A 12505-nucleotide genomic window follows, 5' to 3' on the forward strand; every position below is an offset into this window, starting at 1 on the left:
ATATGGCTGCATCCGGAGGAGCTGGTGGCTTAGGCGGTTCACAAGCTGTTGACGTTGCGCAAGTGCAAGCTGCAGCAGCAAAGGCTGATGCCCAAGAAGTTGTAGCTAGCCAAGAGCAATCCGATATCAGTATGATTAAGGATTCTCAGGATTTATCAAATCCTCAAGCAGCGACACGCACTAAAAAGAAAGAAGAAAAATTCCAAACTCTAGAGTCTAGAAGAAAAGGTGCTGCTCAAACAGAGAAGAAATCCGAAGGTACCGGAGATAAATCTGACGCAGATCTTGCTGACAAGTATACCGAGAATAATGCAGAGATTTCAGGTCAAGATTTACGTAGTATTCGAGATTCTCTACACGATGATTCTTCCGAAGAAGATATTTTAGATCTTGTTAAATCTAAATTTTCTGATCCCGCACTTCAAAGTGTTGCTCTAGATTACCTAGTCCAAACAACGCCTGCTTCTAAAGGTGCTTTAAAAGACACCTTAATTAAAGCGCAACAAAACCACATGCAACAGAATCGACAAGCTGTTGTCGGTGGTAAAAATATTTTATTCGCCTCTCAAGAATATGCGTCTTTATTAAATACTTCTGCTCCAGGATTACGAGCTCTTTATCTTCAGGTAACTTCTGATTTTCATTCTTGTGAGCAGTTATTAACTACCCTTCAATCACGTTACAGCTTCGAAGAAATGGGTACTGTTTCTTCTTTCATTCTTAAAGGTATGGCTGCAGATTTAAAATCTGAAGGATCTTCAGTTCCACCTCCAAAATTACAGGTAATGATGTCAGAGACCCGTAATCTTCAAGCTGTGCTTACTGGCTACGATTTCTTTCAGACAAAACTACCTACGCTTACTGCATCTTTAAAAGCTGACGGTGTATCAATTCCTGATCTTAAATTTGATAAAGTAGCAGACACTTTCTTTAAGTTAATTAATGATAAATTCCCTACAGCCTCGAAAATGGAACGTGGGGTTCGTGATCTCGTTGGTGAGGATACTGAAGCTATTACGGGGATGCTAAATCTATTTTTCGTTGCCTTAAGAGGAACCTCACCAAGATTATTTGCTTCAGCAGAAAAACGTCAGCAATTAGGCACGATGATGGCTAATGCGTTAGATACTGTGAATATTAACAACGAAGATTACCCAAAAGCTACAGACTTCCCCAAACCCTATCCTTGGTCTTAATTTTTACGGATTATCATGCAAAATCAATTCGAACAACTTCTGGAATCTTTGGGAACAAAGCTAAATACCTCATTAGTCCCTGATAAAAACCAAGCGTGTTTGATTCGTTTTAGCGATACTCAAGTTCCAGTACAACTTGAAGAAGATGGAAATTCTGGTGATATCGCTGTAGGCACAATTCTTGGAATGCTTCCTGAAAACGTATTCCGCGAACGGATTTTTAAAGCTGCTCTTTCTGTAAATGCTTCTCCTCAATCAAATATCAAAGGAATCCTTGGTTATGGAGAAATCTCTCAACAGCTTTATCTATCTGATGTTTTAAATATGAATTATCTAAATGGAGATAAACTTTTCCACTATCTAACTCTATTTTCCATGCACGCAAAAATTTGGATCGCTGCATTAGAAACTGGTAACCTTCCTGATTTACATGTCTTAGGTATGTATCATTTATAACTACTGATAACGGCAAATTTGTCTAAACATGCACGTTTTAAGTTCGTATGATTTATGACTCCATTTTCTAAAGCTCTACGCTATATCCAAAATTCCCCAGCTAAGCAAAGTTGGAAAACTCTAGGAACAATGCCTAAACAAGGAATCTGCGTTCCTTTATTCTCCCTACACACACAAAATAGCTGTGGTATCGGAGAGTTTCTAGATCTTATTCCTATGATCTCTTGGTGTCGAAAACACGGATTCCAAATCATACAAATTCTTCCGATTAACGATAGCGGTGAAGATAGCAGTCCATACAATAGTATATCTTCAGTAGCACTTAATCCTCTTTATCTGTCCTTAGCAAGTCTTCCCCACGCTCAATCAGTTTCCTATGCCAATGCTAAGCTAAGAACTATGCAGCAGCTTTCTAAACTTCCCTATGTACATTATCCACAAGTCAAAGCTGCTAAATGGGAATTTCTCCATGACTATTATCAGTACGTAGTCAAAATTGGGGCATTAAAAGACGAAGATTTTCAAATTTTTTGTGAAAAGGAAAAATATTGGTTACGTCCCTATACGGTATTTCGCGCTATTAAGCATCACCTAAAGGGAGCACCGATAAATAATTGGCCTAAAGTATACACAGACATTAAAAACTTCACAAAATTTGAAAAAGAATTCCAAAATGAATGCGACTTCTTTGCTTATCTACAATATCTCTGCTTTCAACAAATGTCTCGGGTAAAGGCTTTCGCAGATGATAATCAAATTTTCCTTAAGGGAGATCTTCCCATCCTTATTAGTAAGGATAGTTGTGATGTTTGGTATTATAGACAGTTTTTTTCCTCTTCAGGATCTGCCGGAGCCCCTCCAGATATTTACAATGCTGAGGGACAGAACTGGCACCTTCCTATCTATAATATGCGTAATCTTGCCCAGGATAATTATACGTGGTGGAAGGCTCGTCTTCGTTATGCAGAAAATTTTTATTCCCTATATAGACTAGATCATATCGTAGGGTTCTTTCGCCTATGGGTATGGGATACTTCTGGAAATGGAAAATTCCAACCAGAAGATCCTGAAGAATACATCAGCCAGGGAACTCAGATACTTACACAGATTCTACGCGCATCTCGAATGCTTCCGATAGGAGAAGACCTAGGAAGTATTCCCCCAGATGTAAAACAAACATTATTAAAATTAGGGATATGTGGAACAAGAATTCCTCGATGGGAGCGTAACTGGGAGGGAGATGGGAATTTTATTCCCTTAGAGAGCTACTCTCCTCTTTCAGTAACATCCTTATCTACACATGACTCCGATACACTTGCTCTTTGGTGGCGTCATTCTCCAAAAGAAGCTCAAAAATTTGCCAAATTTCTAGGAATGTTTTTCACTCCAGTTTTATCGGAAGAAGATCAAAAACACATTCTTAGATTATCGCACAAAACATCATCTATTTTTCATATTAATTTAATTAACGACTACCTCGCTCTTTGTCCTGATTTAGTATCCAATAATCTAAAATATGAACGCATAAATATGCCGGGGACCTTATCGAAAAATAATTGGGTATATAGAGTAAAACCCTCTGTAGAAGAAATTCTATCTCACGATACATTCAACGCAAATATAGCAGATATTTTCTCCCATCTTTAAGATCTAGATCTTACTATTCTAAGTAAAATCAAGAAAAAATTTCTTTTTAAATAGCTATAATTAAAATTTTTTGAAGAAAAAATCTTTCAGATATATCAGAAAATGTCTAACATAGGTTCTTTTCAATTATATATGTCTTATTCTTGCGATAACGACGAAGTTAATGTAGGGAAATCATGTCAAGAAAGTGTCCACTTACTGGAAAAAGACCTCGCCGTGGCAATAGCTACACCATCCGAGGTATTGCAAAAAAGAAAAAAGGAATTGGTTTAAAGGTTACAGGGAAAACCCCACGTCGTTTCTTCCCTAATATGGTTACCAAGAGACTTTGGTCTACAGAAGAAAATAAGTTTCTTAAACTTAAAATTTCTGCTTCCGCCCTACGGCTCATCGACAAGCTTGGCCTAGAGAAAGTAATAGCAAGAGCTAAAAGCAAAGGCTTGTAATTTTTATAACAAAGGGGAATAGCCATGTCTTCCTTAAGACGTCTTGTTTCCCTTTTGCGATCCCAAAATGACCTTATTGATGTTTTTGCTCCTGTAGATCCTTATTTGGAGCTTCCTGAGATTCATCGCAGGGTTATTGAAAATCAAGGCCCCGCCCTTTTATTTCATAATGTTCAAGGTTCTCCCTTTCCCGTCTTAACGAATTTATTTGGCACGCATAATCGTGTGGATCAAATATTTTCTAGAGTCCCCAAAGATTTAATATCTCAAGCCATTCGTTTATTATCCTCTCCTCCTAAAATATCTCAGTTATGGAAAAATCGTAATTTGCTGTTTAGAGGATTATCTTTAGGATTACGTAAAGTTCACTTCTCAAAGTTTCCCTATAAAAAAATGGCTTCTGTAGATCTACATCAACTGCCTATGCTGACAAGCTGGCCAGAAGATGGCGGTGCTTTTCTTACACTTCCTTTGGTCTACACAGAATCTCCTAGTTCTAGAATTCCTAACTTAGGGATGTATCGCATGCAAAGATTTGATAGCGATACCTTAGGTTTGCATTTCCAAATCCAAAAAGGAGGTGGAATGCATTTCTATGAGGCGGAATTGAATAATCAAAATCTTCCGGTTACTGTGTTTTTATCAGGAAATCCTTTCTTGATACTCTCCGCAATAGCTCCCCTACCCGAAAATATTTCAGAACTCCTCTTTTGTACATTTTTACAAGGATCAAAATTACGTTATAAAAACGACCCTGATACGCCACATCCTCTAATCTATGATTCTGAATTTATCCTTTCTGGGGAGGGAATTTGTAATCTACGGAAACCCGAAGGACCTTTCGGGGATCATTTTGGTTACTATAGCCTTCAGCATGACTTCCCGATTTTTAAATGTAGAAAAATCTATCATCGAAAAGACGCTATTTATCCTGCCACGATTGTAGGTAAACCCTATCAAGAAGATTTCTACTTGGGGAATAAGCTTCAAGAATACCTTTCGCCCCTATTCCCTATGGTCATGCCAGGAGTACGTCAACTAAAGAGCTATGGCGAAGCAGGATTTCATGCGTTAACAGCTGCTGTTGTTAAAGAACGTTATTGGAAAGAATCCCTAGCGACATCTTTAAGAATTCTCGGGGAAGGACAATTATCATTAACCAAATTTCTCATGGTAACAGATCACTACGTCGATCTAGATAACTTCCCTAAACTTCTAGAAGGGGTATTATCACGTATGATTCCCGAACGCGATCTGCTTATCTTCTCGGAAACATCAAATGATACCCTAGATTATACAGGACCTAAATTGAATAAAGGTTCTAAAGCTATTTTCATGGGGATAGGCCCAGTAATTCGTGATCTTCCAGATAAATATCGGGGGAAAATTATTCCTAATATCACCGATATAGGAAGTTTTTGTCCTGGTTGTCTCGTTCTTCAGACTACGTTACAAGAATTAAATATTGATACGTTGTTAGATAATGCTGATCTTCGCTCATGGCCATTTATTGTCCTTACAGAGAATCTACAAGAGACATTAACAAGCACTAAGAATTTCCTATGGAAAACATTCACACGCGCTGCTCCCGCAACAGATTTACACGTACGTTTCAATCAGGTCATTAATCATAGACCCCAATACACCTTTCCTATCATTCTTAATTCCCTAATGAAGCCTCACTACCCTAAAGAAGTCGAAGCTGACGAGGAAACCATCCAAAAAGTTTCCCATCGATGGAATGAGTATTTTCCTAAAAATTCATCTAAGTTATTCTAGCTGATTTATTAAGTTTTCTTTAAAAATAATGATTTTTATAATGAAAATTCTTATTACTAATTTTTTAAAAGAAAAATACTAAATCTAACTAAAGCTATGAAAAAGAAAACAAACTCGAAATTAAAAATCCTTTTAACCGTAGGATCACTACTATTCTTTGGTGTTCTTACAAAATCTCAAAATCCTGATACATTTCAAACTTTTACTGCCTCGCAAGAACCTGTGATTTATTCCAAACAATGTGGGGATGATTCTCTTAAGGTACTCTGCGACGCCATAGATTCTGCAGAAAAAAGTATCTTTCTTCGTATTTATCGTCTGAGCGCTCCTGAGATTTTTACAAGCCTTGCCAATCAGGCTAATGCAAAACGCAACGTAGCTATTCACTATGAAAAGATGGCAAAAATCCAGGAATTCCCTAAAAATAAGCACGTGACATTAGTTGAACATCCTTCTGAGGGAAGAAAGCTAATGCATCAAAAAGCCCTAGCAATAGATGACAAACAAGCTTGGTTAGGATCGGCAAACTATACCCACGTTTCCTTTCTTCAGGATAGCAATTTAATCATTGGTTTAAAAAGTAAGGAACTTTGCCAATATATTAAGGATGAGTCCTGCGGAAATTGTGTTGTTGATGGCCAAAATATACAATATTTCTCTCTACCTGGTGATCAAGGAAAAGCATTGTCAGCAGTGCTACAAACACTAAGAACTGCAAAAAAAACCATTCGGTTAGCGATGTTTGCCCTAACCTATCCCCCCGTATTTCGTGAGCTTAATGAAGCTAAAAAACGCGGTGTAGACGTGAAAATTTTGATCGATAAAGATTTTAAGAAATTATCGATAAAGCAGATTCAGGCTTTGAAAGATTCTAATCTGACTCTCCACACAAAAACAACCCGTTATCGTCTACATCATAAATTCGCAGTTGTAGATCAAAAAATTCTGATTGCGGGATCTGTAAATTGGTCTGAAGCCGGATTTTGTATAAATTCTGAAGATATGCTTATCCTAGATAATCTTACCGACAAGCAGGTGAAAAAATTGAATAGAATCTGGGAAGATCTAGAGAAACAAAGTGCGCTCTCTTACCCTATTAGTGAAGAGGATGAAAAAGTCATTCAATTGCCTAAAGAAAAACGGGCTGCTTAACATTCGTCATCTTTATTCCAAAATAATAGGGAAGCCATGTCCAAGACACCCCTATTGCGAGCAATAACCCAAGCTTCTGCGGCATTAGCGATAGCCTGAGCTGCAGACGCTCCTATTTTTACTGGCTTTTTACTTCTAGCAATATTGAAAATCTTCTCTTGTTTTTGAGATTCGCTGTCATCTTCTTGGCCGTCTTCATCTTCTTTAAATCCGGCATTTTTCAAACTTCTAAAATCTAAATCTACGTTCCGTAATTGAGATAAAAGAACTTTTGCCTGTTTGCGGTTGAGAATTTTAAAACGATGTTTTCTCTGTCTTTCATCTTTCTCTTGATCAGCGATAGCCAATAAAGCCAAACGCATAGCTTCATTTTTAGCTATTTCATCAGAGATCTTCTGATTTAACGGCGTATTGCTGTGAGGATCTTTATTCACTCCCTGAGGAGGAAATGCTCCATAAGGATCAAAAGGTATTATGCGCACTTTAATCTCCCTAATCTAATTCCATAGATTTGCCTTTTTTATCTTTATCAGAAAAAGGCCTGCTGTCTCGATCCCGGTTTTGTCCTGAAAATCCTCCACCAGATCCTCCTCCGTCATCATGCACAGAAGCAGCCTCCGGTTTGCCTTGTACTCCAAGACGCGATGAAGAAGCAAACGGTTGCGGAGGTCTAAAAATCAAGGGCGGATCTATAGCTACGTTACGGTATTGATAAATTAAAGGATCTGGTGGTGCTCCAGGGCCCTTGCGCTTCTCTACTTCATGTTTATATTCAGATAAAGAACGCGGTAGTGGTGCTAGCAAAGATATTCCCTGATGAGAGGAAAATAAATACGCTGAACTTACCGTATCAAATCCCGTTGATCCTGCAGAGGCGTCATATTTCGGTTCAGGGTTCTCTTCAGGAACGGGTAAAAATACCGGATCGTTATCTAACAGCGCGGAAAAACTTACAGTTCCTTCATTACCCAAATCTGGAATACTATCACTAGAAGAGGGATTAGCCGGAAAACGGTAGGGTTTTTCACTATGATCCGCAAATAACGGAAAATTTTTTACCACATTTTCAGATTTATCTATAGATGAAAAATCCGTATGTCCCTGATTACTAGAGATTCCCATAGGAGAATGCTCTGATTTATCGTTATAACTTTGCGTGATTGTTCCAGAAAATTTTGGAGGGGGAAAGCTTGTCCCTTCCCCGGACCATGTCCCTAAAGGTACGTAAACAGATGCGGGAGCTCCCGAAGATAGTAAACTTTCCATCATTTTTGCTAGAGCAAGCTGGTCTTTTAGAAGATCTTCTCGACTCTCCTTTTTTTCAGCCTCTTTAGCAGAAGTTTCTAAAATCCCCGATCCCTCTAAATCCAGATCCTCGACTTTGCCGGCATCACGCCCCGAATCAATAATTTTTGTATTTTTTGAGGTGTTTTCTGCACGCATATCCGTGCTAAGGTTACGATTTTCTAAATCAGATAGATCTACCATACCCTCATTACCAACAAGAGAAGCTCTGCGTAGTAAAGAAGAAGTCTCTATATTTGGATCTAAAATTGTACTAATCATTTCTCCACCTAGACGGTTCACCGTCCAGGCTGTCACTGTAGACTCTGTTATCGACATTCTAGCCATCTGAAATGAACCAAATGAAGCTATTGAAGAGGTTTCCGAAGCACTAATCTCTTCCCTTGATATCGAGAATGAAGCTAGAGATGTAGAGCGTAACGACTCTAAAGAAAGCATAGAAACATCAGAAGAGGTGTCACTAATTCCAGATGCATCTAAATAAAATCCTTGCATTTCTGGAGAAATACGGTTTCCCTTCTTACTGACCATTTCCATATCGCTAGGCAACATGGATCTTCCTTCTCCGTCAGCTTCCGCCTTGCGAGCAGAAATCCTAGAGGCTCTTGTACCAAACCCCGATAGAAATCCCTGAACACTAGCACGCACTTTGGAAAAAGCACCCCGTAGTTTTGATTTAGGAGATGACGAGGCTTTTTCCTGGGTCTTTCGATATTTTCCCTCATTAATCTGGAGATCGGTCTCATAATTCGCACTGGCTCCAGATTGGATCATGGCCTCTTGCTTTCTAGAAGAGGTCTCCCTTGTCTCAGAAAATACAGATTCTTTAGGACCCGATAATGACTCCGGCTGTTTCCCCATAATTGCGGGGTCCCATTTATCAGGTCCTGAAGGAGAAATATTGCTATTTCCAGAAATTGACATAATTTATTCTCAGAGTTTTTAAAAAAATACTCATTAGTTATGTTTTAATTTTAAAATAAAAAATAATTAATTCAAAAAAAAGAACTTAAGAAACAATTAAAAGAGAAAAAGGCAAAAAAAACGCAAGGTGGCGGCACCTTGCGAAAAAACCTAAAAATAAGGGAAGAGGGAAGAGAGCCGGTAGGCGCAAGAAAGTGCACCGCCGTCGTTCCAGATGAGGTACTCGTACCAAACTGTCCGGCAATATTGAGATTGTGGAGATCTCAATATTGCGGCAGCTTCTGGAGCGCAAAAAATAGCCCAGGCTACCCCCAGCCTTATTACGGGTTTGTCCCGTTCTGCAAGTTTTTATTAGCTCTTTGCGTTCATTTTTATAGCTTTATGGAATACTTTCCAAAATTATTAATATCAGTAAAAACGAAACCGTCCTGATAATTAAAAATTAAAACATGATTAGAATCATGAGTTTTCCTATCTAATAGGGAACGCACTAAATTGTCATACTTCTCAGCACGATGGCGGAGTTGCTTTTGATCTTTGGAAATAAGGAATTTAGACTTCTTTCCTTTTAATTTTTTAGGCTTATTCAGAAGCTGCTCTGTTTTCTTCTGAATCACTCGAGACAAATCTCGTCTATTTCTCTTCTTTTTTGTCCCGCTCATAGAAATAAAATTTTTCTAATCAAACCTATAGATTAATTTTAATTAAAAACTAATTAATTAAACAAAGTAATTAATTTAAATTAATATAGATTACTAACTAACAGAACGTTTAGGAAATAAATAAAAAGAATAAAGAAAACATTAAGAAAATAAGAGAAAACAATCCTGAATCTTGCTATGAACTTTAGTGAATCCACACTGTATTCCCTTCATGGACCGGTTAGTATCTTTTCAATGCCTTTGTCTCTCTGTATTGAGTTTCTTTATCTGCCCTCAATATTGTCCTGACTTACGCCCAATTTTTTTTGCCCCCTATCTGGTAGCTAATTTCTATAGATTACCTAAAGAAGAGGTATTGGTTCATGCGTTGATTATTGGCCTATTTTGCGACATTGGATCTTCCTATCTATTTGGGATTCATACGTTTTTGTATATTACCTCTGTAGCTCTTCTCCATAAAATGCATAAAATCTTTCTCAATGACAGGTGGTTGTCGATACCCATCATTAATTCTATATTTGCTCTAGTATTTTCTTATTTCTCCTACCCAACCCTCGCCTTTTTTAATCATAAAATTAATTGGAGTCTGCATTCCCTCCTATTAGATGCAAAACATGCTTTTACTATCGATTTCATCTACAGCGGAATAATTTACCTACTCCCTTGTACAATAACTCAAGGAATCCGTAAGATGAGAGGCTTCTTAAGGAGTCGCTCATGTTATTAAAAGGTTCACCCGTTGCCGAGCGGGTCTTAGAAAAAATCAAACAGGAAATCTCTAATAGCCCAACACCTCCCGGTCTTGCAGTGGTGCTCATCGGTAATGATCCAGCATCTGAGGTTTATGTTGGAATGAAGGTAAAAAAAGCTACAGATCTGGGCATGATATCCAAAGCTCATAGATTACCTTCTGACGCTACTCTTACCGACATTCTTAAGCTTATTAACAGATTAAACAACGATCCCACTATCCATGGTATCTTAGTACAAATTCCCTTGCCCAAACATTTAGATACAAATGCTGTGATTCAAGCTATTGCTCCCGAAAAGGATGTGGATGGTCTCCACCCTATTAATATGGGAAAACTGCTTTTAGGACAGTTGGGAGGATTTGCTCCATGCACACCCGCGGGCATTATTGAATTACTGAATTACTATGAGATTCCTCTTCTTGGACGTCACGTTGCCGTTGTTGGAAGAAGCAATATTGTTGGCAAGCCTTTAGCTGCTATGTTAATGCAAAAACATCCCTCAACAAATGCTACAGTCACCTTGCTTCATAGCCAATCACAAAATCTTACTGAGATTCTAAAAACAGCGGATATTATCATTGCAGCTGTAGGTGTACCTTTATTTATTAAAGAAAATATGGTCTCTCCTCACACTATTGTTGTTGACGTAGGTACATCACGAGTAACAGCAAATAATGATAAGGGTTACACTTTAGTTGGCGATGTCGATTTCAATAATGTTGTTGCCAAATGCAAAGCAATTTCTCCGGTACCCGGAGGTGTAGGACCTATGACAGTGGCAATGTTGATGAAAAATACATGGGAAAGTTACAAAAAATCTTCTTTCTAGTTCTATTCTCCTGGATTCTTAGTGGATGCAGCACTCCCAAGCTTACGACTTTGGAGGGAGAAAAAATGACAATGCCCTACCGTATTATCATAGGAAAGCATCTATCACATCAAGAAACCGAACAGTTAAAAAAAGAAATCGACACAGTCTTTCATGTTATTGATACTGTATACAATAACTGGAATGGAGAATCGGAACTTTCAAAAATTAATCGTGCACCTGCGGGAGTGGCTATTCCTCTATCTAAGGAATTATGTGATTTCTTAGAGATGGTAGACAGATTTTACCGTATATCTGGTGGAAGATTTGATCCTACTTTAGGACCGTTAAAAACTCTTTGGCTGTTACATCTTAAACAACATTCGATCCCTAATGAACAAGTATGGAAATCTTATTACGAACATTCAGGATGGAAACATATTGATCTTGATATAACCAACCAAACACTTACCAAAAAACACTCTGATTTACAACTTGATCTCTGTGGTGCAGTAAAAGGATTTGCTGTCGATTGTTTATTAGAAACTTGCCAGAGCTTTTGTTTTGATAGCTATGCAGAGTGGGGAGGAGAAATTAAAATTTCAGGACGCCATCCCTCAGGAAGGCCCTGGCGTATCGCTTCTTCCGCGACATCCGAAATCATAGAACTAAAAAATACCGCGGTTGCTACAAGCGGAAATTATCATCAACAATGGTCTGTAGATGGAAAAACCTATACACATATCTTAGATCCTCATACAGGAAAACCTTTAGAACTACACAACTATCCTATAGTATCTGCAACCGTTATTCATCCGAGTTGTGCGTTTGCTGACGCCATGGCTACAGTACTCATGACCTTCTCTACAAAAACAGAAGCTTTGACTTGGGCAAAAGAAAATCACATCGAAGTATTTATCAACGATAACGCTTCATAGCAGATTCTACTTCTCGTTGTTTCTCCCGCGCTATGATCGTTTGTCGCTTATCGTGAGCTTTCTTACCACGACAACATCCAAGACGAATTTTTACATATCCACGAGAAAGAAACATCCCTAATGGAATGATTGTTACTCCCTTTTGAGCTACCTTACCCTCTAATTTTCGAATCTCATATCTATGAAGAAGAAGCTTGCGCTTTCTCCGTTCCTCATGATTATAGATATTACCAAAACGATAGGGAGCAATGCTGGCATTCAATAGCCACGCCTCCCCCTTAGAAATAGCCACATAGGCATCACCGAGGTTCCCACCGTGATCACGTAATGACTTTATCTCGGTTCCGGTAAGTACAACCCCAGCTTCTAAAGTATCCAAAACCTCATAATTACGTAAGGCTTTGCGGTTAGAAACAATTTCCTTACTGGCCATAATTTTT

The 12505-nt window shown here is 38.3% G+C and carries 13 protein-coding genes; 9 read left to right on the forward strand and 4 right to left on the reverse strand.

Annotation, left to right across the window (positions count from 1 at the left end):
- Positions 1-2: 2 nt before the first annotated feature.
- The 6 genes from sctW (at position 3) to O6937_RS03510 (ending at position 6676) form a co-directional block, all read left to right on the forward strand.
- Positions 3-1196: a type III secretion system gatekeeper subunit SctW gene (sctW, locus tag O6937_RS03485; protein ID WP_332390277.1), complete on the forward strand. Its 1194-nt coding sequence runs from the start codon at positions 3-5 to the stop codon at positions 1194-1196.
- 15 nt (positions 1197-1211) lie between these two features.
- Positions 1212-1652, forward strand: coding sequence for a CesT family type III secretion system chaperone (locus O6937_RS03490; RefSeq protein ID WP_332381400.1), 441 nt, complete (start codon positions 1212-1214; stop codon positions 1650-1652).
- Positions 1653-1706: 54 nt separating this feature from the next.
- Complete coding sequence (locus tag O6937_RS03495) at positions 1707-3299, forward strand: 4-alpha-glucanotransferase (RefSeq protein ID WP_332390278.1); 1593 nt, start codon at positions 1707-1709, stop codon at positions 3297-3299.
- Between the two features lie 176 nt (positions 3300-3475).
- Entirely contained in the window at positions 3476-3745 is a 270-nt protein-coding gene (gene rpmB / locus O6937_RS03500; protein ID WP_006343133.1) for a 50S ribosomal protein L28, read from the forward strand.
- A 24-nt stretch (positions 3746-3769) separates the two neighbouring features.
- On the forward strand, positions 3770-5524 hold the full coding sequence (locus O6937_RS03505) for a menaquinone biosynthesis decarboxylase (RefSeq protein ID WP_332390279.1): 1755 nt from the start codon (positions 3770-3772) through the stop codon (positions 5522-5524).
- A gap of 96 nt (positions 5525-5620) precedes the next feature.
- A complete protein-coding gene (locus O6937_RS03510) occupies positions 5621-6676 on the forward strand; it encodes a phospholipase D-like domain-containing protein (RefSeq protein ID WP_332390280.1) in 1056 nt (351 codons plus the stop codon).
- Here the strand turns inward: O6937_RS03510 and O6937_RS03515 are convergent.
- From O6937_RS03515 to ltuB, 3 genes are all read right to left on the reverse strand, one after another.
- Entirely contained in the window at positions 6673-7158 is a 486-nt protein-coding gene (locus tag O6937_RS03515) for a hypothetical protein (RefSeq protein WP_332390281.1), read from the reverse strand. The genes O6937_RS03510 and O6937_RS03515 overlap by 4 nt on opposite strands.
- A gap of 10 nt (positions 7159-7168) precedes the next feature.
- Positions 7169-8905 carry a hypothetical protein gene (locus tag O6937_RS03520; RefSeq protein WP_332390282.1) on the reverse strand — a complete coding sequence of 579 codons (1737 nt, stop codon included), beginning with the start codon at positions 8903-8905 and terminating at the stop codon, positions 7169-7171.
- A gap of 371 nt (positions 8906-9276) precedes the next feature.
- Positions 9277-9567 (reverse strand): late transcription unit protein LtuB, encoded by a 291-nt coding sequence (gene ltuB, locus O6937_RS03525; RefSeq protein WP_332390283.1) that lies wholly within the window; start codon positions 9565-9567, stop codon positions 9277-9279.
- Between the two features lie 211 nt (positions 9568-9778).
- On the opposite strand from ltuB, the gene mreD reads away from it, so the two are divergent.
- Genes mreD through O6937_RS03540 form a run of 3 tightly spaced genes read left to right on the forward strand, consistent with a single transcriptional unit; the run spans position 9779 to position 12065 of the window.
- A complete protein-coding gene (mreD, locus tag O6937_RS03530; protein ID WP_332390284.1) occupies positions 9779-10294 on the forward strand; it encodes a rod shape-determining protein MreD in 516 nt (171 codons plus the stop codon).
- A complete protein-coding gene (gene folD / locus O6937_RS03535) occupies positions 10285-11148 on the forward strand; it encodes a bifunctional methylenetetrahydrofolate dehydrogenase/methenyltetrahydrofolate cyclohydrolase FolD (protein ID WP_332390285.1) in 864 nt (287 codons plus the stop codon). The genes mreD and folD overlap by 10 nt, the downstream gene beginning before the upstream one ends.
- Positions 11118-12065, forward strand: coding sequence for an FAD:protein FMN transferase (locus tag O6937_RS03540; protein WP_332390286.1), 948 nt, complete (start codon positions 11118-11120; stop codon positions 12063-12065). The genes folD and O6937_RS03540 overlap by 31 nt, the downstream gene beginning before the upstream one ends.
- Here the strand turns inward: O6937_RS03540 and smpB are convergent.
- Positions 12046-12498 (reverse strand): SsrA-binding protein SmpB, encoded by a 453-nt coding sequence (gene smpB / locus O6937_RS03545; RefSeq protein WP_332390287.1) that lies wholly within the window; start codon positions 12496-12498, stop codon positions 12046-12048. The two genes, O6937_RS03540 and smpB, sit on opposite strands and share 20 nt — an antisense overlap.
- Positions 12499-12505 lie beyond the last annotated feature (7 nt).

It is taken from the genome of Chlamydia sp. 04-14, assembly GCF_036632095.1.
In the GTDB taxonomy this organism is placed as follows: domain Bacteria; phylum Chlamydiota; class Chlamydiia; order Chlamydiales; family Chlamydiaceae; genus Chlamydia.